21 protein-coding genes are annotated in these 20,688 nt (G+C 55.1%); 12 read left to right on the forward strand and 9 right to left on the reverse strand.

Annotated elements, in window-relative coordinates; all coding sequences use genetic code 11:
* The first annotated feature begins 39 nt into the window (after nt 1–39).
* On the forward strand, nt 40–909 hold the full coding sequence (locus IT084_RS04630; RefSeq protein ID WP_313885417.1) for a thermonuclease family protein: 870 nt from the start codon (nt 40–42) through the stop codon (nt 907–909).
* Between the two features lie 200 nt (nt 910–1,109).
* On the opposite strand, the gene IT084_RS04635 is transcribed toward IT084_RS04630, so the two are convergent.
* The 7 genes from IT084_RS04635 to IT084_RS04665 all read right to left on the reverse strand — a co-directional run bounded on the left by IT084_RS04635 (nt 1,110) and on the right by IT084_RS04665 (nt 8,445).
* On the reverse strand, nt 1,110–2,705 hold the full coding sequence (locus IT084_RS04635; RefSeq protein ID WP_207744409.1) for an AMP-binding protein: 1,596 nt from the start codon (nt 2,703–2,705) through the stop codon (nt 1,110–1,112).
* 301 nt (nt 2,706–3,006) lie between these two features.
* On the reverse strand, nt 3,007–3,324 hold the full coding sequence (locus IT084_RS04640) for a hypothetical protein (protein ID WP_195711573.1): 318 nt from the start codon (nt 3,322–3,324) through the stop codon (nt 3,007–3,009).
* A 3-nt stretch (nt 3,325–3,327) separates the two neighbouring features.
* A complete protein-coding gene (locus tag IT084_RS04645; protein WP_313885425.1) occupies nt 3,328–4,677 on the reverse strand; it encodes an acyclic terpene utilization AtuA family protein in 1,350 nt (449 codons plus the stop codon).
* Nucleotides 4,678–4,770: 93 nt separating this feature from the next.
* Complete coding sequence (locus tag IT084_RS04650; RefSeq protein WP_195711578.1) at nt 4,771–5,211, reverse strand: MaoC/PaaZ C-terminal domain-containing protein; 441 nt, start codon at nt 5,209–5,211, stop codon at nt 4,771–4,773.
* Between the two features lie 19 nt (nt 5,212–5,230).
* Nucleotides 5,231–6,376, reverse strand: coding sequence for an acyl-CoA dehydrogenase family protein (locus IT084_RS04655; protein ID WP_195711580.1), 1,146 nt, complete (start codon nt 6,374–6,376; stop codon nt 5,231–5,233).
* Between the two features lie 26 nt (nt 6,377–6,402).
* Nucleotides 6,403–7,548: an acyl-CoA dehydrogenase family protein gene (locus IT084_RS04660; protein ID WP_195711582.1), complete on the reverse strand. Its 1,146-nt coding sequence runs from the start codon at nt 7,546–7,548 to the stop codon at nt 6,403–6,405.
* 111 nt (nt 7,549–7,659) lie between these two features.
* Nucleotides 7,660–8,445: an enoyl-CoA hydratase/isomerase family protein gene (locus IT084_RS04665; RefSeq protein ID WP_195711583.1), complete on the reverse strand. Its 786-nt coding sequence runs from the start codon at nt 8,443–8,445 to the stop codon at nt 7,660–7,662.
* A gap of 383 nt (nt 8,446–8,828) precedes the next feature.
* Between IT084_RS04665 and IT084_RS04670 the strand changes: the two genes are divergently transcribed.
* The 11 genes from IT084_RS04670 (at nt 8,829) to IT084_RS04720 (ending at nt 18,931) form a co-directional block, all read left to right on the forward strand.
* Entirely contained in the window at nt 8,829–9,434 is a 606-nt protein-coding gene (locus IT084_RS04670) for a TetR/AcrR family transcriptional regulator (RefSeq protein ID WP_195711584.1), read from the forward strand.
* A gap of 100 nt (nt 9,435–9,534) precedes the next feature.
* Nucleotides 9,535–9,786: a biotin/lipoyl-containing protein gene (locus tag IT084_RS04675; protein WP_195711585.1), complete on the forward strand. Its 252-nt coding sequence runs from the start codon at nt 9,535–9,537 to the stop codon at nt 9,784–9,786.
* Between the two features lie 6 nt (nt 9,787–9,792).
* Nucleotides 9,793–11,148, forward strand: coding sequence for an acetyl-CoA carboxylase biotin carboxylase subunit (accC, locus tag IT084_RS04680; protein WP_195711586.1), 1,356 nt, complete (start codon nt 9,793–9,795; stop codon nt 11,146–11,148).
* Between the two features lie 37 nt (nt 11,149–11,185).
* A complete protein-coding gene (locus tag IT084_RS04685) occupies nt 11,186–12,736 on the forward strand; it encodes an acyl-CoA carboxylase subunit beta (protein ID WP_195711587.1) in 1,551 nt (516 codons plus the stop codon).
* A 13-nt stretch (nt 12,737–12,749) separates the two neighbouring features.
* On the forward strand, nt 12,750–14,309 hold the full coding sequence (locus IT084_RS04690; protein WP_195711588.1) for an acyl-CoA carboxylase subunit beta: 1,560 nt from the start codon (nt 12,750–12,752) through the stop codon (nt 14,307–14,309).
* Nucleotides 14,310–14,480: 171 nt separating this feature from the next.
* Nucleotides 14,481–15,224: an orotidine-5'-phosphate decarboxylase gene (gene pyrF, locus IT084_RS04695; protein WP_195711607.1), complete on the forward strand. Its 744-nt coding sequence runs from the start codon at nt 14,481–14,483 to the stop codon at nt 15,222–15,224.
* Nucleotides 15,225–15,378: 154 nt separating this feature from the next.
* The gene (locus IT084_RS04700) at nt 15,379–15,597 is read left to right on the forward strand and encodes a hypothetical protein (protein WP_195711609.1); all 219 of its coding nucleotides are present in this window, start codon (nt 15,379–15,381) and stop codon (nt 15,595–15,597) included.
* Between the two features lie 91 nt (nt 15,598–15,688).
* Complete coding sequence (locus IT084_RS04705; RefSeq protein WP_195711611.1) at nt 15,689–16,219, forward strand: RNA polymerase sigma factor; 531 nt, start codon at nt 15,689–15,691, stop codon at nt 16,217–16,219.
* Nucleotides 16,200–17,669, forward strand: a complete 1,470-nt coding sequence (locus IT084_RS04710; protein ID WP_195711613.1) for a zf-HC2 domain-containing protein — start codon at nt 16,200–16,202, stop codon at nt 17,667–17,669. The genes IT084_RS04705 and IT084_RS04710 overlap by 20 nt, the downstream gene beginning before the upstream one ends.
* 46 nt (nt 17,670–17,715) lie before the next feature.
* Nucleotides 17,716–18,324, forward strand: coding sequence for an RNA polymerase sigma factor (locus tag IT084_RS18520; RefSeq protein WP_195711615.1), 609 nt, complete (start codon nt 17,716–17,718; stop codon nt 18,322–18,324).
* On the forward strand, nt 18,248–18,931 hold the full coding sequence (locus IT084_RS04720; RefSeq protein WP_207744410.1) for a DUF1287 domain-containing protein: 684 nt from the start codon (nt 18,248–18,250) through the stop codon (nt 18,929–18,931). The genes IT084_RS18520 and IT084_RS04720 overlap by 77 nt, the downstream gene beginning before the upstream one ends.
* A gap of 518 nt (nt 18,932–19,449) precedes the next feature.
* On the opposite strand, the gene IT084_RS04725 is transcribed toward IT084_RS04720, so the two are convergent.
* Both IT084_RS04725 and IT084_RS04730 read right to left on the reverse strand, forming a co-directional pair.
* Complete coding sequence (locus tag IT084_RS04725; protein ID WP_313885418.1) at nt 19,450–19,914, reverse strand: hypothetical protein; 465 nt, start codon at nt 19,912–19,914, stop codon at nt 19,450–19,452.
* Nucleotides 19,898–20,635 (reverse strand): nitrite reductase, encoded by a 738-nt coding sequence (locus tag IT084_RS04730; protein ID WP_195711617.1) that lies wholly within the window; start codon nt 20,633–20,635, stop codon nt 19,898–19,900. Before IT084_RS04730 ends, IT084_RS04725 begins: the two co-directional genes overlap by 17 nt.
* Nucleotides 20,636–20,688: the final 53 nt, after the last annotated feature.

The following is a 20,688-nucleotide window of genomic DNA, read 5'->3' on the forward strand; positions in this document are numbered from 1 at the left end:
CCAGGGGCTTTGATATTATAGCAAAAGGGGTGAATCCGGGTGCTGAAGTTAAACAGGTACACACTTATAATCGGGCTGTTATCAGTTTTCCTGCTTCTTACCGCTGCGGGATGCGGCAAGGAAAGTACATCAAGCGACAAGCCGGAAAAAACGGGTGTAACACTGCAACAAGAGCAACACCGGGACCAGGAACAGAATGCACCGGCGCCGGGGGAAACACCGGGTCGACAGGTTGACGGGAAAACCGGGCATGCAAATGAACCGGGGAATTCCCCCGGCCAACAAACCGGTGCTACAGCACGGAAACTTATTTCCGCTACCGTTACACACGTGGTGGACGGTGATACGGTTGAAGTTAAACTGGCCCGCGGCCGGGAAGAAAAAGTGCGCCTGATTGGAGTTGACACCCCCGAATCTACAAAGGAAATCGAACCCTACGGGAAGGAGGCATCAGCTTATACCAAAAGCCGTTTGGAAGGACGTAAGGTTTGGCTGGAATTGGATGCGGAAGAACGTGACCGCTACGGCAGGCTGCTGGCTTACATTTGGCTGGAACAGCCGGTAAGGGATACTGAAGCGGAAGCACGGGACAAGATGTTTAACGCTGAATTGCTCAAGGAAGGTTACGCCCAGGTTATGACCGTTCCACCCAACGTAAAATATGCTGATTTTTTTGTTGAGCTGCAGCGGGAAGCCAGGGAAGCCGGTAAAGGGCTGTGGGGCCTTACCACACAAGAAAAGGCGGGCAAGATAGAGGATTATTACGTAGCGAGCTCCCGGAGCAAAAAGTTTCACCGGCCCGGCTGCGAGTGGGGCCAAAAAATAGCACCGGCCAACCTGGTCAAGTTTAAAACCGTGGATGATGCTCTGAACGCAGGTTACGAGCCCTGCCGGGTGTGTAACCCTTAAAAGGAATTGGATTATCATTCCAGGAATCTAAATGGAATCCAATGAAACATTGATTTTGCTGCAAAAACCGGTACTTGTATTTGGCGCTCCGTCGGTTTCCTCCGTTCGTTTCGCAATTTTACCTTTATGGCTGGAGCAACTTTTAGTTAACATAAAAAACCCCCGGTTTGACGCGGTTGCGGGTGCCGGGGGTTTTTGTATTAAAGCTGGTTGTTATAATACTGTTCAAATTGTTTCCTTAATTCATGTTTTTTAATTTTACCGGTGGTGGTGCGGGGTAATTCATCCACCAAAATGACTGACTTGGGGACCTGGAAACCGCCCAGTTCGCGCTTGCACCAGTTGATTATTTCTTCCCCGGTTAGATTGCTGCCCTTTTTGGGCACCACCACTGCGGTCACCGCCTCGGCCCAACGCTGGTGGGGCAGGCCGATAACAGCGGCCGACTCTACTTCGGGGTGGGCCAGGATTACCGTTTCCACCTTGATGGAGGGCACGTTCTCACCGCCGGTCTTGATCATGTCTTTCTTGCGATCGACGAATACCAGCATGCCGTCTTCGTCTATATAGCCCTGGTCTCCGGAGTGGTGCCAGCCGAACTTCCTGGCCTGCTCGGTGGCAGCTTCATCTTTGAAGTATCCTTCCATGATGCCGGGGCTGCGCCAGACTATTTCCCCGACCTGACCAGGGGGTAGGATGTTGCCATCGTCGTCCATGACTGCCGTGTCATAGCCGGGCGAGGACATGCCCCAGATATTGCCCTCCTTTTCCGGATACCAGTCTGGTTTGTAATAGTTGGTGGCGGGGTAGGCCTCGGTTTGGCCGGTGCCCAGGATGAACGTGGCGTTCAACCGTTTCCTGGCTTCGGCCAGCGTGCGCTTATCCATTGGTGTCATGGCGTACAGGCATACTTGCAGGCTGGACAGGTCGTAGTTGTGGAAAGCCGGGTGGTCGATCATACTCCTGAACATCATGGGCAGGGCGAACAACCAGTTGATTTTTTCAGCCTGGATGGTCTTCATCAGCCCTTCGGGGTCAAAGCCCCGCATCACCACGACGGTGGAACAGGCAAGCAGGCCGGTGTTGAGCAGGGTGTGCTGGGCGCAGTGGAATATGGGCATCATGACTGAAATAATGCTACTGGGGTCTATTCTCAATTCAATGGTGTTCTGCAGGGCGGCGATATACACGTTGAGGTTGGAGATTAAAACTCCCTTGGGCATGGCGGTGGTGCCGCTGGTATACATTATTTGAACTATATCCCTGTCTTCGATGATCACATCTTCGATTTCGGTCCCGTCCATACCGTCTATAAAGGCGTTAAAATTTATAAATGGCTCCGTCACCTGCTGTCCGGTAACGGGAAGTGAGATAAAATGCTTGATATTTGAAAGCTGGTCCAGGTATTTACTGAAGACGGGAACAAAAGCATCATCAAGAACCAGCGCCTTGGCTTCTGAATGGTTCAGAACGTAGGCCAGTTCCCTGGGATCGAGGCCGGGGTTCACCGGCACCCAAACAAACCCTCCCTTGGCCAGGCCGTAAATTGAAACCACTAGTTCCGTTGAGTTCAAGCAAACGGCGGCTACCCGGTCTCCTTTTTGCAAGCCCAGGCCACGGACGGCCCTTGCAAAACGGTTGCAAGCATCGTTAAGCTGGTAATAGGTTAAACTGTTCCTTTGACCACTCCGGTATTCAACTAGTGCTTCTTTTTGGGGTCTGCGCCTCGCTGACCGGCGCAGGATATCGCCTACGGCCACCCGCTGGATCAGGTTTTTGCCGAGCATCGGGTCCATATTTAACCCTCCCATTATATAAATATTTAAACGGCTATTAGCACTTTCTTTGCGCTTTTTCCCTTCATCGTCTCAGCGCCGGAATCGTTCAGGATGTAGGCCAGTTCCTCGCCCTTCATCATTACATTGCAGGGCACCGAAATGTAGTTTATACATCTTATTACTCAGTCAATATGCCTTATTTCTCAATGGTTTTCGTTTAGGTATTTTTCTTTAAGTAACGCCTTGCCCGGTGGGATTAAACTTAAAGACCGGGAACGGTACCGCCAGGCACCGGTCCCGGCAATTGTAATTTGTATTCTTAGTCAATATCCACGTACATGCGCAGCAGGTTGGCCCCGAAACACTTGCCGAGGTTGTCGCTGCGCAGGGAGCGGGATGCTCCCCCGTTAAGCGCCCCTCTGAGGACGAAATTGAAAGCCTTGATGTTGGGCACCTCGTAGCGAACCACATCGCCCTCCACCAATCCCTTGAAATGTTCCTTAACCCGTTCCGCGGTTATCTTTTCCTTGAGTAGCTGGTAGTCGTCCTCCCGGTAGGGAAACAGCCCTATATTCACTGTGTTGCCCTTATCACCCGACCGGGCGTGGGCCAGTTCCTTAAGCAGTATCCTGGGCACCTGTTACACCTCCATCAGCTCGACTTTGACCTGCTTTTCCACCTCTTCCCTGGGCACCAGTGCCGACCAGAGGCCGATCAGTTCCCGGGGCCTGGGCATCCCGCCGGCCCCGCTGGCCGTGGGCGGGCCGTTTAACGCCAAGGGGGGCAGCAAGCGGGGCATCCTGGCGGCGTCCTGTTTATTCCGGGTGCGCACCGCGATCCTTAAACCTACTTCGTTGAGGTCTTCACCGTCCCCGAAGGCCAGGGGGCCGGACAGGGAATTGTAACCGATGTATTCTGTCAAGATTTCTTCAAAGTGCAGTCCCAGCGCGGTGAACTGTTTGCGGATAATTTCCTCCGTTTTGCGGGCTTTTTTCATGGCATCGGGCCAGGAGTACCTGATCATGGCTTCGCCCAGCCAGCCGTCGCTATATCCAATGGAAACCTTCAGTTTATCCGGCCGCGGCTTGCCCCTCATTCCGGTTATCCTGACCTGGTCCGGCCCGGCCTGTTCCAGCAGGGGAGCGGTGAAATCGGCGATCACATCCGGCGTAATATAGGCCGTGGGGTCATGCACTTCATATAACATTTGTTCTTTAACAGTCCGCAGATCGACCCGCCCGCCGGTTCCCTCGGGTTTGGTCAGCACGGCGTCGCCGTTTTCATAAACCTCGGTAACGGGGTAGCCTATCCTTTCCATGCCCGGGATGTTCCACCAGTCGCCGCTGAAGTTCCCGCCGGTACTCTGGGCTGAGCACTCCATCAGGTGTCCCAGCAGAATCCCGGCGGCCAGGCGGTCCCAGTCGTCCCACCGCCATCCCAGTTCAAACACCATCGGGGCCAGAAACTGGGCCGGGTCCGAGGTGCGCCCTGTAACGACCACGTCCGCGCCCATTTCCAACGCGTCCACCATTGGTTTTGCCCCGAGATAGACATTGGCGAACAGTATTCTGTCTTCGATGGTTGAGATATCTTCACCGTTCTCCATGTCGGACAGGTCCACTCCCAGGGCGCGGAGTTCGCCAAGCCTGGGCATAATATCGTCACCGGTAATGACGGCTATTTTCAACCCTTTGAGTCCCATATTTTGGGCCAGCTCATATACCATTCGCCCGGCTCCGCGGGGGTTGATTCCCCCGGCATTTGTCAGTATTTTGATTCCTTTTTCCCGGCAGGGGCGCAAAAGCAGGTTGAAAAACATGTCTTCAACGTACCCCTTGGCCGGGTCATTTTGCCTGGCTTTTTGTAAAATAGCCAGGGTCAATTCGGCCAGAGCGTCGCAGGCCAGGTACTGAACGTTGCCCGCGCGCACCACGTCCAGGGCCGGGAAGGGGGAGTCGCCCCAAAAACCCTGCCCCGCCCCGATTCGCACACTCTTCAACGAACAACTCCTCCTTCTTAACCGCTATCCGTAAAAAGCAGCAATTTAATAACTCAGACACCTATGCTGAACTTCATGGCGCCGTCACTCAGAGCTGCTCATTTTTTTCAGCGCTACCTTTAAAACGGCGGTACAGCAGACCTCGTTCCGCTGGTTCTTGATTTCCTGCTTGATTGTGACCACCCCGAAGGCCCCCTTGTCTGATTTATCCACAACCTCGGCCTCCACCCGGATGGTATCACCGATGAAGGTGGGGGCGGTAAAGCGAACTTTGTCCATGCCGTAAAATGCCACCACCACGCCGGGTTTCATGGGGACCAGGCCGGTGGCCACGCTCAACACCAGCATGCCGTGGGCGACGCGCTGCCCGAAGATGGTGCCTTTGGCGTATTCCACGTCCGTGTGCAGCGGGTACCAGTCGCCACTGAAGGCGGAAAACATTACGAGATCGGCCTCGGTAATGGTGCGCGCCCTGGAAACAGCTTTTGTACCGGTTTCCAGTTCATCAAAATATTTGTCCAGCATCAAACAACCCCCTTTACCACTATTTAATCAATCTATTTACAATAATCTGTTTCATGATTTCCGTTGTACCGCCCCCGATGGTGCCAACCCTGGCATCCCGCCAGTAACGCTGCACAGGGTACTCCATCATATACCCGTATCCGCCGTGGATTTGCAGCGCCTCGTCGGCCACCCGGTTGGCCGTTTCGCAGGCGTAGACCTTGGCCATGGCCACCGCCGTGACGGCGTCCTCTCCGGACGCGAACAGGGAAAGGGCATGGTAGGTCAGGCTGCGGGCGGTTTCGATCCAGGATGCCATGTCGGCCAGCTTGTGCCTGATCACCTGGAACTTGGACAGGGGCCGTTTAAACTGAATCCTTTGCTGGGCGTAGCGGATGGCTTCCTCCAGGGCAAGCTCGGCAGCCGCCACCGCCTCGAGGGCCATTACCAATCTTTCCCAGGCAAAATTTTGCATAATGTAGTAAAAGCCCATATTTTCCTTCCCCACCAGGTTGGCCTTGGGTACCCGGCAATCTTCAAAGACCAACTCCCCGGTATCCGAGGCGTTCCAGCCCAGTTTTTCCAGCTTTTTGGCCACAGTGAAACCGGGGGTGTCTTTTTCGATGACCAGCAGGCTGATCCCCTTGTACCCCGCCGCCGGGTCTGTTTTCACGGCGGTGACAACGTAGTCCGCCCTTACTCCGTTGGTAATGAAAATTTTGCTCCCGTTGACCACGTAATGATCGCCTTCATCCCGGGCCGTGGTGGAAATGGAGGCCACGTCGGACCCGGCGTTTGGCTCGGTGATGCCCAGCGCCCCGATTTTTTCCCCGGTGATGGTGGGCACCAGGAACTTCTGTTTCAATTCCTCGCTGCCGAACTTATATATTTGCGGCCCGGCGATAACAACGCTGGCTCCGAGCCCCGCCGCGACGCCGGCCGATCCGCAGCGGGCCAATTCTTCCACAAATACCGCCCCGGCCAGGTAATCCTCGCCGCTGCCGCCGTATACCTCCGGGTAGGTCAGGCCTAAAAAGCCCAGTTCGCCCGCCCGGTAAAAAAGCTCCCGGGGGAATTCACCTTTTTGTTCCCATTCCTCCACGTGGGGCTTGATTTCCTTTTCCACCCAGCCGCGCACGCTTTTACGCAGCATTTCGTGTTCCTCCTGGAACAGCCAGTGGGCCATGCCACATTCCTCCTTGCACGGGATTGTTACAATCCCAGGGATTTTGCGATAACTTCCTTCATGATCTCGTCGGTGCCGCCGCCGATCCGGTTGAGCCGGGAATCGCGCCACGAGCGCTGTACGCCGTACTCCATCATGTAGCCGTAACCGCCGTAAATCTGCAGGGCGGCATCGGCCACCCGGAAACTCACCTGGCCTCCCACCAGCTTGCACATGGAAATTTCCTTGACCGGGTATTCACCCGCGGCGAATTTTCTGGCGGTGGAGTAAACAAGCTGCCTGGCCGCCTCGATTTCCGTGGCCATCTCCGCCAGCTTGTGGGCGATCACCTGGTGGCGAATCAATGGTTTGCCGAACTGGGTGCGCTGGCGGGCGTATTCCAGGCACTTTTCGAAGGTATACTGGGCCCCGGCCACCGCCCCGGCGGCCCCGATCAGGCGCTCCCCCTGCAGTTCCCACATGATCTGGTGGAAGCCCCGGTTTTCCACCCCCAGGAGGTTTTCCGCCGGTACCCGGCAGTCTTCAAACAGCAATTCCGCCGTATCGGAGCAGCGCATGCCCACCTTTTCCAGCTTTCTGGTTACCGAAAAACCGGGGGTGTCCTTATCGACCAGGAACAGGGACACGCCGTTATATCCCAGGTCCGGGTTCGTCTTGGCCACCAGGGTGATGAAATCCGCTCTCACGCCGTTGGTGATGAATGTTTTGCGCCCGTTGATCACCCAGTGGTCGCCGTCCCGCACCGCCCTGGTCTGGATGGAGGCCACGTCCGACCCGGCATTGGGCTCGGTGATGCCCAGGCAGGCCACTTTTTCCCCTTTAAGAGCCGGGATCAGGTATTTTTTAATTTGTTCCTCAGTACCAAACTGCATAATGGGTGGGGTGGCCATATCCGTCTGCACCGCCACCGCCATGGGCAGGCCGCCCGCACCGCAGCGGGCCAGTTCCTCCGCCAGGACAATGCCCATAAAGTAGTCGCCGCCCGCGCCGCCGTACTTTTCCGGGTACCGCAGCGACAAAAAACCCAGTTCCCCCATGCGGGGGATTACCCAGTCGGCAAAGTAGCCCTGTTTTTCCCACTCTTCCACATGCGGAACCAGTTCTGTCTCCACGAACCGCCTGATGGTTTTGCGCACCGCCTCGTGTTCTTCGGTAAACACGCCGTATTTCATGGAAACCCTTCCTTTCAGGTACTGGTTTTTTTTACACCACTTCCACCCGGCGCTCCGGTGGTTTCCTTCCGTCAGCTACGCAATAGCTATCTTCCGGGGGATAAAGTAACTTTACCGTCCCTTCCACCGGGGGGGTCTTTTTTGAATGAACGCCATGGCTCCTTCCCGCAGGTCCTCGCTCAAAAAATCGATTACCCGCAGAGTGTTCAGGTAGTCAAAAGCCTTGTTTATTTCCATGTCCGTGGATGTGTAAAAGGCATTGAGCCCCAGACGCATTACCAGCGGGCTTCTTTCCGCCAGTTCCGTGGCCAGTTCAAGTGTTTTCCGTTGGAAATCCGCTTCGGCAAAAACCCTGTGAACCAGGCCGGTTGCTTCGGCCTCCGCCGCGTCAAGGGAACGGCCCGTAAGCGCCATTTCCAGGGCCCGGCGAGGCCCCACCGCCCTGGCCAGCAGCGGAAAAATAACAAACGGAAAAATACCCACCCTGATCTCCGGCGTCCCAAATTTGGCCTTCTCGCTGGCCACTGCCAGGTGGCACATGGCAACCAGCCCGCAACCACCTCCCATGGCGGGACCGTTCACAGCAGCGATGAGCGGCTTGGTCATTTTTTGCCCCATTTTAAACAGTTCGGTGGAAGCCGCCCCTTCCAGGTGCAGCACCGGTGCGGTTTTGGCGGCCATCCCGCTGAAATCGGCCAAGTCCGCGCCCGCGCAAAACGCCTGCCCTTTGCCGGTTAACACCACCGCTCCCACGTCCGGGTCAGCGCAGGCTTCCTCCAGGGCTGTAATGAGCTCGGCGGTCATCTTTTCACTGAGGGCGTTTCTCTTTTCCGGGCGGTTCATGGATACCATCATGACCCGGCCCTCCTGTTCCACGGCAACCTGTTCGTAATTCATTTAATTCCCCCTTTCAAAAAACCATTGTATTCCAATCCTGCGGGCGCTCTCGTGGTTTCTCGCCGTTGACGCTTTATGTTCCATGTCTTAATCCCGGGCATGCGTTAAACCGCTGGCAAATAAAATTTAAAATTCTACGTTTCGGCAATTTTTTAACTTTGAAATTAAAATTTAACTCATAGGTTGAACTTTGAATAATTGTATTGTAAGATAATTGATATGAATTTAAAATACCCCTGGGAGCCACCGGTCAAAACCAGACTTCGGAAAGTAAAAAAATAAGGGTGAATGGTGCTTCAATTCAAAAGATACTGAAAAATTTGAAATAAGCCGGGGGCTTTGCAAGATACGGCTTTTCAATAAATATCTTCAGGAGGGAAAAGATGAATTTCAGGGAAGCGAGGGCAGCGGAACGGAGATTGAACATCCTCAAAGCTGCGGCCAAACTATTCAGTGAGAAGGGGTATCATGACGCCACCATTGAGGAAATCGCCAGGGAGTTAAAATATACCAAGGGGAGCATTTATTATTATATCAACAGCAAACAAGACCTGCTTTTCCAGTGCCATGAACTGGCAATGAACCTGCTGCTGGACAATATATATAGAATCAGGGATTTGGGACTGGCCCCGGACCTCATGCTCAAGGAGGTGATCAAGGGGCACATAGAAACATTGATGAGCGAGTTCAACCTGGTAACCGTAATGCTGGTCAGCGACTATGAGCTCGAAGAAGAATATGCCAGGATCATTATCAATAAGAGAGACGAATACGAGGGTATAATCGCCGGCATTATCAGGGATGGTATAGAGAAAGCAATTTTCCGGGACGTGCCGGTTAAGGTGGTCATTAATCTGATTATGGGCGCGGCCAACTGGATCGGCCGCTGGTTCCGGCCGGAGGGGCCGATGACGCTGCAGGAAATATCACAGTTTTACGCGGATTACCTGGTGGAGCCCCTGTTGGTCCGTGATAAATCCCGGGAATAAACTCCCGGGATTTAAATTAATTATTTACGGAAGATAAAAATTTGTGCTAATATTTAAAAAATGACTGATTGGTCAAAAAAATACTAAGGGGGTAAAATTGGTGGGTGAACGCAGAGTGGAAGTCAGGGCTCCGATTGCAGGGGTGTTTTACCGCAAACCTTCTCCCGAGGAACCGCCATATGTCGAGGTGGGTGACACCGTGCGCAAGAAGCAGGTATTGTGTTTGTTGGAAACCATGAAAGTTTTTCAGAAAATCAAGTCGCCCGTTAGCGGCAAAGTTGTCGAAATTGCCGCACAAAACGAGCATCCCGTGGCCGACAATGATGTGCTGATGATTATTGAAGAGGAATGATCGGTTATGTTTAAAAAAATATTGGTCGCCAACCGGGGAGAAATCGCGGTCCGGATTATCAGGGCCTGCAGGGAGATGGGCATTAAGACCGTGGCCGTTTATTCCGAAGCAGACGAGCACAGCCTGCACGCGGCCCTGGCCGACGAGAAAGTTTGCCTGCCCGGTTTTAAACCGGCTGACACATACCTGAACATACCCCTGATCATCCGGGCGGCAAAGGAAAAGGGCGCCCGGGCAATTCATCCCGGCTACGGTTACCTGGCCGAGAACGAGGTGTTTGCCAGAAGCTGTGCCGAAGCGGGTATTGTTTTCATCGGCCCGGAGCCTGATAGCATCAGGCTGGCGGGCAACAAGCTGCAGGCCAAAGAGAAGGCCATCCAGGCCGGCGTGCCCGTTATCCCGGGTAGCGGGCGGGGCCTGACTTCCCTGGAGGAAGCCGCGGCGCTGGCGGGCGAGACGGGCTACCCGGTGATGATCAAGGCCAGTGCGGGTGGCGGCGGCCGGGGCATGCGGGTTTGTTTCGATGAAGAGGAACTGCGTGAGGAATTCCCCGTCGCCAAGGCCGAAGCGGGGTCGGCTTTTGGCGACCCCACCCTGTACCTGGAAAAGTTCCTGCCCAACCCTAGACACATAGAAATCCAGATCCTTGGTGACAGGGGCGGCAAAATCGTGCATCTGGGTGAGCGGGAGTGCTCGGTGCAGAGAAGGTACCAGAAATTGATCGAGGAATCGCCTTCACCAGCACTGGATGACGCGTTAAGAAAAAAAATGGGCGAGGCGGCGGTAACAGTGGCCCGGTCAATTGGTTACTTTAACGCCGGAACCGTTGAGTTCATGTTGGACGAGGAAAACAACTTTTATTTCATGGAAATCAACGCCCGGCTGCAGGTGGAGCACCCGGTGACCGAAATGGTTACCGGCATCGATATAGTCAGGGAGCAAATCAGGCTTTCCCTGGGCGAGCGGGTGGATTACGATTATACATCCCTTGCTCCCAGGGGCTGGGCCATTGAATGCCGGATCAACGCCGAGGACCCGGACAGGTTTTTCCTGCCGTCACCGGGCGTGATTGAAACGTATCGCCCTCCCGGCGGTTTTGGCGTCAGGCTGGATACCCACGTTTACCAGGGCTACCAAATTCCGCCCTATTACGATTCCTTGCTGGCCAAACTGGTGGCCCACGGGCCCGACCGTAAAACGGCCATCAGCATCATGCTGCGCGCCCTGGACGAGTTTACCATTGCGCCCGTCAAGACCACCATTCCGCTGCACAGGCGGATACTATCGGACGAATCATTCGCCGGGGGGATGTTCGACACCGGTTTTGTGAAGAAGTTTTTACCGGAAGAAGTCGAAGATTGATGGTTCAATTCAGTATTTTGGTAAAGGGGAGTAGGTCATGGGCAAGTGGATGGACGGCTATTTAAACAAGCTCGTGCAACTGCGCCGGAAAAGCCTTGAGGGAGGCGGCAATGAACGGGTTGAGGTGCAGCGCGGCCTGGGCAAGCTCACGGCCAGGGAGAGAATCGCCGGGCTGGTTGACCCGGGCAGCTTTGAAGAACTGGGGTCCGCGGTGGAGGACACCCGACCGCCTTATGACGGCAAATCCCGCTGCAGCCCGGGGGACGGTGTGGTGATGGGCTTGGCGAAGGTTAAGGGCCGGCAGGTGCTGGTATACGCCGTTGATTTTACGGTAATGTCGGGCGCCCTGGGTGACCAGGCTGCCTGGAAACTGGCCGATTTGGTTAAAATGGCCGGTCAATTCAGGGTCCCCTTAATTGGAATTATCGATTCGGCCGGAGAAAGGCTGAGCATGAAAAACGGGGACGTGGGCTTCAACGGGCTGGCCAATTTGCTGAGAAATTATTGCCTGTACTCCGGCGTCATTCCCCGCATCACCCTGCTTTTGGGTCCTTGCACCGGCCTACCGGCGTACCTGCCGGTGCTGTCGGATTTTTTAATCATGAACAAGAAAACCTCCTTTCTATGGCTGGGCGGCGAGATGGAAACACCCGGCGCCGGTTCGGCGGAATTTCACATGACCCGGAGCGGGCAGTGCGATCTGGTCGCCGGCAGCGATGAGGAGGCGCTGGAGCAACTCAAGCTGTTGCTGGATTACCTGCCGCAAAACTGCTGGGAGCAATCTCCCCTGGTGGAAACCGGGGACGACCCTGCCAGGCAGGACGAATCACTGCTGGATATCATGCCCGACAATCCCAAGTTTACTTACGACATTCATGAAATAATTGAAAAAATCGTGGATAACGGCGAGTTTTTTGAACTGAAAGCGGACTACGCCCCGCACTTGGTAACCGGTTTCGCCAGGTTCGGCGGCAGGGTGGCCGGGGTTATCGCCAACAACCCCGAGGAACTGAGCGGTATTTTTGAACCTGATTCCTCGGACAAAATGGACCGGTTCATGAATTTCCTGGATGCTTTCAACATACCCCTGCTGACGCTGGTTGATACCACCGCCTTTGTGCCGGGGGACAAGTGGGAGCGGCTCGGTGTGATCAGGCACGGGGCCAAACTGCTGCATTCTTACGCGCACCTGACCTGTCCAAAAATCACCGTTGTTTTGCGGCGTTCCTACGGAGGCGGGAACATTGTTATGGGCTGCTCCCGGATGAACCCGGACTTTATCTACGGGTGGCCGTCCATGGAATTCGCCCCCACCGGCCCGGAAACGGTGGTGCACGCCGTGTTCAACAAGGAACTGGCCAAGGCCAAAGAGCAGGGCAATTACGAGCAGGTGTTCAATTTCTACCTTGGTATACTGAAGGAAATGTTCAGCGTTTTCCAGATGGGCAAACACTGGACCACGTACTACACCGTGCACGAAATCATCGACCCCAGGGAAACCCGTAACAAAATAATTAAAGCCCTGGAGGCCACTGCCAACAAACACGAGGCGTGGCCAGAGAAAAAACGCTCCATCAAGCCGGCTTAAAGGGGGATGGATTATGGGCAAAGCGATGGAAGATGCGGTAAAAAGATTAAGGGAAATCAGGCAAAAAAACCTGGCGGGCGGGGGACTTGAAGCCATTGAAAGGCAGCACGCCCGGGGCAAACTGACGGCCCGGGAAAGGATCGAATGCCTGGTCGACCCGGGCACTTTTTCGGAATTGGGTTCCTGCGTCAATACCAACAGCAGGCGCATCGACGGGAAAGAGGTAGACGCTCCCTGCGACGGGGCGGTGATCGGCACCGGGGAAGTCGAAGGCCGGCTGGTGGCGGTTTACGCCAGCGATTTTACAGTGCTGGGGGGCTCCATTGGGAGCCAGCACCTGCAAAAGTGCGCGGAGCTGATTAAAATGGCCGCCGCCTGGGGTATTCCCATGGTGTGGTTGCTGGATTCTTCGGGGGGCAGGCTGGGCAGCAGCACACTGCTTACCGCCGGTATAGACTGGTATTTTGCCCTGGAAGCCCGCTATTCGGGCGTCATCCCCCAGATCAACGTGCTGATGGGGCCCTGCATCGCCGGCCAGGCCTACGCACCAACCCTGTGCGACTTTTTGCTCATGAGCAGGCAGACCGGGCACCTCTGGCTGGGCGGTCCGCGCATGGTGCAGGCCGCCACCTCGGAAAAGATCGGTGATAACGTCGGGGGCGCCGATTATCACATGGAATTCAGCGGCACCTGCGACGTGGTCGGCGAGGATGATCGCGAAACCATTCAAAAGGCGCGGTTGTTATTGGGCTACCTGCCGTCCAACTGGAGGGAAAAGGCCCCTTACAAGCCAACCTGCGATGATCCGCGCCGGGAAGTGCCGGAACTGGCCGAAATCGTCCCCGATGATTACGGCGAGACTTACGATATGCACAGGGTAATCGAGCTGCTGGTGGACGATGGTGAATACTTTGAACTTAAAAACGAATACGCCAAAAATCTGATTACTTGTTTCGCCCGCATGGGCGGTGAAGTTGTGGGCCTGGTGGCCAATAACCCGGCGCAACCCGGCAGTATTCTGGAGATTGATTCCTGCGACAAGTATTACCGGTTCCTGCAGGTGCTGGACGCCTACAACATTCCTCTGGTCACCCTGGTGGATACCCCGCCCGTTGTGCCGGGGGAAAGCCAGGAAGCAAGGGGGCTATTACGGCACGGCGGCAAAATCCTGGATGTATATGCCACCGCCACCATTCCCAAAATCAGTGTTATCCTCAGGGAAGCCTATGGTGATGCCGGGAGTATCATCATGGGCGGGGTCAAGGGCATGGGGGTTGACCTGTGCTACGCCTGGCCGGTCGCCCGGTTCGCTATTGAGGCCTCGGAGATGGATTACCGCAATGTGCGCGGCGGAATGGGGATCGAAGCCGGCGCTTACGAGGGCTACCTGAACAGGGCCAGGGAAAAGCTGGACGTTTTTGAAGTGGCCAAGTGCTGGACGGCGCAGGTTGTGGACGAGATCATAGAACCCGGGGAAACCAGGAAAAAAATTATCGAAGCTCTTCGGCTCACAAAAAATAAGAGGGAAAAACTGCCTCCGAGGAACAAGTACCACGGCACCCCGCCGACGTAAAGGGGATGGCCGGTAGCGGTCGGGAATAGTGTTTTGCGGCTCTATGTGATGATATTCCTAAACATATGCTCGCATGGTATAATACACCTGTGCCCTTTTTAAAGTGGTACGGGTGTTGTTATTTTTTGTAAGAAATTTGCAATAGGAATGGATATGATTGAGGGATAGAAAATGCCGAGGGACAAGCTGATCGTGGCCCTGGACGTGGATACCCGGGACGGGGCCCTGGCCCTGGTCAGGGAACTGGCAGGGCAGGTGGGATTTTTCAAAGTGGGGATGGAGCTTTTTTACGGGGCCGGTTCCGGAATTGTGCGGGAAATTATTGACGCCGGGGCAAAGGTTTTTCTTGATCTGAAGCTGCATGATATACCGAACACCGTGGGGCGGGCGGCGCGGGTACTGGTGCGCTCCGGCGCATCCATTATCAACGTGCATGCCGCGGGTGGCAGCGCCATGATGCGGGCCGCCCGGGAGTCAGCCTGCGAGGAGGCCGGCCGGCTGGGTCTTCCCATGCCGCTGGTGGTGGCGGTGACGGTGCTTACCAGCATCGACCGGGAAGCATTTAACCGGGAATTGGGCTTTCCCGGCGAGGTGGAAGACCGGGTGAAGGCCTGGGCTTTGCTGGCCCGGGAGTCCGGCCTGGACGGGGTGGTGTGTTCCCCCAGGGAAATCGGGCTGGTGCGGAATGTTTGCGGGCCGGACTTTAAAATCATTACCCCCGGTATCAGGCCGGCCGGCGCCCAATTGGGCGACCAGCGCCGGGTGATGACGCCCGGTGAGGCCGTGCGGGCGGGCGCCAGTCACATCGTGGTGGGACGTCCCGTAACCGGTGCCCCGGACCGCGCAGCGGCCGCGTCCGCCGTCCTCGCCGAAATTGCAGAGGCCGGGTTAAGTGGTGGAACAAGGTGGAGTTAATCAACATAAAGGGTAATTACCGTGGGAGAGGTTTCGCCCTTTTCTGTTGCTTTTTGGCGTTTCGCCCCGGGCGCGGGGCGCGCTTCGATCTTTATCAATATGGTTCCCCTGTGGACAATGCTGCTGGGCCTGGATTTTTCTCGGCGAAAAAATTATGCCCGGCAAGCTCCTGGGCGGCGTGTTGATCATTACCGGAGTGTACCTGACCGGCAGGGCAAATGGCGCTTCCGGGACCGCCGTTTACACCGCCGGAGAGAATATAGCTTACGTGCAAGATAATTTTCTTAAATTGTTTAAGTTAGCAGGTCTGATGTGTTATTTAGTTATCCGTAAATCAATATATATGCTGTTCTTGTTCAGCGCGGCAAAATAAACATTGCCGCTAAAATTTTTTAGCCGGTTTTTATTCCCCGGTGTAACATTTTCCCCTGATTGGACACTGAATACCAGGAGCGGTTTTCGATATGGCCATGTCGATCATAGAAAAACTATACCATCGCTACCGGGTTGCAGTTTTTCGTTATTTGTACCGCATGGGCGGGGATTATCACCTGGCGGAGGAACTGACCCAGGAGACCTTTTACCGGGCCTTTCTCTCCCTGCAAGGTTTCCGCGGCGAATCGGCCCTGTCCACCTGGTTGTTTCGCATTGCGTTTTACGTGTATACCGGGTATTTACGCGGCCACCCCCGGGAGCGTAATTTGCCCCTGGAGCGGGACATCGAGGACGGGAGCAGTGCCCGCGATCCGGCCCGGAGCGTTGAGGACGCGGAAAACCGGCGCCTGGCCCGGCTGGCCCTGCAGAAACTGCCGGTGGAATACCGGGCGGCGATCATTTTGCGGGAAATTGAGGAAATGACCTTCGACGAAATCGGGGCGGTACTGGGCAAATCTCCCGCCACGGCCCGGGTGACCCTTTTTCGCGCCAGGCAAAAGTATCGCCAGGTGTTTAATCAACTAGCAGAAGGTGATGGCAATGACCAACAGGGAATGTGAAATCATAGAGGATCTTCTGCCCTTGTACGCGGACGGCGTGGCCAGCGATGCCTCCCTTGAACTGGTGGAACGGCACCTGTCCGGGTGCGCCCGGTGCCGTGAACTTCTTGAAATATACCGGGAGCCCGCGCTTCCCGGGTTGCCGGAAAACGAGACGGGTTATTTGGATGGAAATGGTTTTGGTTTCAGGTTGCGCCGGCTGGCGGTGGTGTTGCTGGCCGGTATCGTTATCGCTACTTCCACCATCGCCTGGGCGTCATATCACGCGGGACGAAACATGGCCCTGCGCGACCCGTCTTTCCGGCAGGCCGAGAAAATGGGCCTTTTCACCGAGGTTAACCAGTCCAGGGAACTGGGACCCTATCGCATTACCGTGGACCGAGTGTTGCTGGATACGGCCAGAACCACTGTTTTTTACCGGGTTGAACCAGGATTGCAGGATAAAGTTAATTTAAATGTCGGCATGTTGGACGATAAAGGCGTGCATTACGACCCGCGCGGCGGGAGGGGACTGCACGGCAGGGATTTTGTTTATGATCTGGAACCGGTGAACCTGGATGCCGAAAAAATTACGCTGACATTTACCACCGATGCAATGCCCGGGGAGGCCCGGTTCGAAATTCCGGTGGATCCCACCACGGTGGCCCAGGAAACCCGGGAAATTTACCCGGCTCTTAAGGCAAATGCCGGTCCGGTGGAGTTTGCCGTGGACCGGGCCGTGCTGGGCCTATCGGAAAGCATCGTCTTTTTCCGCATCCGCTGGCCCCGGGACCCGGAGATTGCCGGAGTCGGAATCGGCATTGACCATCCCATGCACACCACCATGGGGCCGGGTGGCCCCACCAGCGCGGAGGGCCGGGTCAGCCGGATGCCGCCCGCTGCGATGATCAAGGGGTCGGGAGCATTCCCGCCCGGTTTCTGGGCCGACCTGGTGGATGAAACCAACGGCAAGAGGGTCAAGCTGGAGGAAACCCGCACTCAAACCGATACGCTGACGGGAGGCATTCAAGGATCTTTCCACTTTGAGCCGGTGGACCCGTCGGCCAGGCAGTTGAAACTAACCTCCCCGCCGCTGTACCTGTACCGTTTCCCGGAACAGGAGCAGACTATGGAACTGACCTGGTCCCGCCAGGACAAACAGTCCATAGACCATGTTTTTAAGAGGGGGCCCGTGTCATTTACCCTGGAAAAGGCGGCCGTGGAAGACAAACAGCTGGCTCTTTACTTTAAGTTTAAAGGCGATGAGGCAAAGCCGCACCAGTATTACCGGCCCGACTTCCGGATTCAGGATCAGGGGTTCTGGCAGGAACATATTCGCCTGGAATGGCCGGACGAGGAACACGTTAAAGTTACTTTCCCCCGGCCCGAAGATGAAAAAGTGTTATTGAAACTAAGGAGCGTGGGGGAAAAACTGCCCGGGATCGGTTTTGAAATCAATATCACGCCCTGATATACCATTTGCCAATTAACCAATAAATCTTAAAGGGGGGACAGCCGTGTCTCACCCGGGCTGGGCTTTAACTAAAGCCGGGTCTCCCGAACAGATATTTAACTTGCTTTATAATACCGGCTTCAGGTTGACCGGTAATCACCGCAAAACAGCGGAACTGGTTAAGGGAGCTGTGACCAAACTAAACGGGTGCAGGGAATTTGATTCAATTACAGCCTTAAAGGGCCTCTGTTCGACGTTTATTCAAAATTGCTCCGGTAATTCAAGCGAAAATTTCCCGGCTGGAGAAAACAGTGCGATTTACTGTAACGCCAATAATGCGGATAAAATACAGGAAGCGTTGCTGCACTTGCCGGTCATGGAAAGATTGATGGTGGTGTTGCGCGACGTGCTTGGCCTAACTTACGCGGAAATGGCGGAAATGGCCGGCCTGGAAAAGCCGGACGTGGCCCGGTTGCTTTCGGCGGGAAGGTGGTCGCTGCGCCGGAGGTTGTCACCGCCGGAGGCAACAATAAACCGTTCTAAAAGAGCCGGAGCGGTTAATTATAACACGGTCGATATAGGCGGGGAGGATCAAAATGTACAGCCGGAAGTATATTATTTATGCCCTGCTGCTGGCGCTAATGGTGATTATTGCCGGGTGTACAACCGGTAGTGGACAGCGGCGGGCGGGCAATATGCCGGAAACGAGGCTTCCCGGACCCTCCCCGGTGGAAAAAATCCCCGAGGCAAAGCGGAGCGTATATGACCGGGTGGTGATTGGCGCGCGGGAAGAAGTGGTTAAAGAGGTAGTCTACGATGCCACCTACCAAAAAATCGAGTATCCAGGTGGTGACGTGCCGCCGGACCGGGGCGCCTGCACCGACGTGGTGGTGCGTGCTTTCCGCCGCGCCGGCATTGACCTGCAAAAACTGATTCATGAGGACATGAAGGCAAACTTTGAACAATACCCGCAAAACTGGGGTCTTAAAGGGCCGGACTCCAATATCGACCACCGCCGGGTGCCAAACCAGATGAAATTTTTTGAGCGGCACGGTCAGTCTCTCACTATTTCCGTGGAAGGAGAAAACTTATCCGAATGGCACTGGGGCGACGTGGTCTACTGGAAGTTTCCCAACGGTTTAGAACACTGTGGCATAGTAAGCGACCGTAAAAACAGGCGGGGTCTACCCCTGGTTATCCACAACGCTGGCGTGGCTCGGGAGGAAGATTGCCTTACCCGCTGGGAAATCACCGGACATTTCCGGTACCCGCCGGAATAAAAGCAAGATTATCATTTTAGCCTCAATTTTTTGGATGTTGGCTTACTTCACTATCGCGTACCAAAAAAAGTAAACAAGCAAATAAAGATGAAAACAATGACGTTTGAACTAAATATAAAAGAAAGTTTTATTCATCTGTGAGGTATGGGTTAATTGAGACTAGGCCCTAAATAAACCTAAAATGTTTTATCATTGCGATCAGCAAATTATCAATATTGAATATTGGGATGGGCTTAATAAAAAGAAACCCTCTTCTTTAAGCAGACGAGGGTTTTACTCCGGTCAACACTCCGGCATCCTTCGATTTAAGGGCTTAAACGTCTCCTTCCTCGGGTACGATGCAGATAAAGATTGCTTGAAAACATTGGCTATTCCCGGGGCGTTCAAGTGCACACCTTTGATGTTTTTAACGCTGTCCGCGTACATGATTCAAATTCCCCTCCGTAAGTTTGTGCATGAATATAATTATTTTATCACAAACTGGTAGAGTGTTTCCGGTAATAATGTCAAATTCGGCGTTACTTGTTTTGCAGTTCTTTGGCCAGCAACTCCGCAACGGCGGGGTTTTGTTTTTTAACCATGGCCAGGTACATGAACACGCTGCCGGGGTAGGGGATATTCTTTTCCAGCACGGCGTTTTCCAAGCAGGTTCGTGCCAGCGCGATGACGCAGTCAGGGGAGTGGTTGTCCCGGCATTCCCGGCACTGGCGGCAGGTTTCGGCCAGGGCCGGCACGATGTTTTCCACGAAGTAGTGTTTCAGGTCGGTGTGTGGAATGTGGCTTGCCGCACCGGGAATGTCCATGATGCCTTTTTTCTTGGCAAATTGCAACGACCGCAGGGCAAACCCCACCAGACATGCCGGCGGCTTGCACTCCCCGGTTTGGTAGCGGTCGCATTCCGCGCATATTTTTTGCAGCGGAGTAATCATGGCGCCCAGGTCCACCTGGTCGGAGGTCCGAATCGTGCTACCCACTTTGATCACTTCCTTTCCCGCCCAGAAAGGCCAAAAATTCTTCATCTACGGTTTCTTGCGCGTCATCTGCAGTAATTAGGCCCGGCGGCGGCAGGAACGGATCCAGCCCCAGCCTGGCAACGACGGCCGACAACCGTTCCTTGGGCTGGGCCAGGGCGGTATAGCGCTCCAATACGTGATTCAACAAAGGGAAGATGTCTTCCCTTGCCACCCGGTTTGCCAGTAATTGTCCATGGACGGGCTTGGCGCTACCGCCGCGACCGCCCAGGAATACGTCGAAAGTGCCGGCGCCCCGGGCAACAATGCCGAAGTCCGCGCAGAGCGGGTCGGTGCAACCGCGGGGACAGCCGGCCACGGCTATTTTGACGTCCTTGGGAACTTCCCGGCCCAGGTATTGTTCCTGAATGGCAATGCCCAGGTCCAGGGCGTCGCCGAGTGCCCGGGGGCAAAGGGCCGCGTTGCCCGCGCAGGCTTTAACGGCCCGCACCGCGCCGCCATACGGGGAAACCGCCAGGCCCAGTTCCGGCAGGCGTTCCACCAGGCGGGGGATTTGCTCCTTGTCCAGTACCGCCACGATGGTTTGTCGCGTGGTAAGCTTGAGGCGGAACACCCCGCAATCCCGGGCCGCCTTGCCCAGGCCGGCGAGCTGGTCCGGGGTCAAAACCCCGCATGATGCCACAATATTAACGGCATACATTCCATTGCTTTGCTTAAAAATTGCCATGCCCATTATTGCATCACCCCTTCAGCTGACTAATTAATCGCAATAAATTATGGTAATTA

It is taken from the genome of Desulfallas sp. Bu1-1 (assembly GCF_015594625.1).
GTDB lineage: Bacteria > Bacillota > Desulfotomaculia > Desulfotomaculales > Desulfallaceae > JADNRQ01.

Excerpts from the sequence above, each read along its gene's own strand:
- IT084_RS04655 (WP_195711580.1), bottom strand. The coding sequence starts at position 6,376 with ATGGCCCACTGGCTGTTCCAGGAGGAACACGAAATGCTGCGTAAAAGC.
- IT084_RS04700 (WP_195711609.1), top strand. The coding sequence starts at position 15,379 with ATGCCCGGCAAGCTCCTGGGCGGCGTGTTGATCATTACCGGAGTGTAC.
- pyrF (WP_195711607.1), top strand. The coding sequence starts at position 14,481 with ATGCCGAGGGACAAGCTGATCGTGGCCCTGGACGTGGATACCCGGGAC.
- IT084_RS04635 (WP_207744409.1), bottom strand. The coding sequence starts at position 2,705 with ATGGACCCGATGCTCGGCAAAAACCTGATCCAGCGGGTGGCCGTAGGC.
- IT084_RS04710 (WP_195711613.1), top strand. The coding sequence starts at position 16,200 with ATGACCAACAGGGAATGTGAAATCATAGAGGATCTTCTGCCCTTGTAC.
- IT084_RS04705 (WP_195711611.1), top strand. The coding sequence starts at position 15,689 with ATGGCCATGTCGATCATAGAAAAACTATACCATCGCTACCGGGTTGCA.
- IT084_RS04685 (WP_195711587.1), top strand. The coding sequence starts at position 11,186 with ATGGGCAAGTGGATGGACGGCTATTTAAACAAGCTCGTGCAACTGCGC.
- IT084_RS04670 (WP_195711584.1), top strand. The coding sequence starts at position 8,829 with ATGAATTTCAGGGAAGCGAGGGCAGCGGAACGGAGATTGAACATCCTC.
- IT084_RS04720 (WP_207744410.1), top strand. The coding sequence starts at position 18,248 with ATGTACAGCCGGAAGTATATTATTTATGCCCTGCTGCTGGCGCTAATG.
- accC (WP_195711586.1), top strand. The coding sequence starts at position 9,793 with ATGTTTAAAAAAATATTGGTCGCCAACCGGGGAGAAATCGCGGTCCGG.
- IT084_RS04730 (WP_195711617.1), bottom strand. The coding sequence starts at position 20,635 with ATGGGCATGGCAATTTTTAAGCAAAGCAATGGAATGTATGCCGTTAAT.
- IT084_RS04660 (WP_195711582.1), bottom strand. The coding sequence starts at position 7,548 with ATGAAATACGGCGTGTTTACCGAAGAACACGAGGCGGTGCGCAAAACC.
- IT084_RS04690 (WP_195711588.1), top strand. The coding sequence starts at position 12,750 with ATGGGCAAAGCGATGGAAGATGCGGTAAAAAGATTAAGGGAAATCAGG.
- IT084_RS04650 (WP_195711578.1), bottom strand. The coding sequence starts at position 5,211 with ATGCTGGACAAATATTTTGATGAACTGGAAACCGGTACAAAAGCTGTT.
- IT084_RS04665 (WP_195711583.1), bottom strand. The coding sequence starts at position 8,445 with ATGAATTACGAACAGGTTGCCGTGGAACAGGAGGGCCGGGTCATGATG.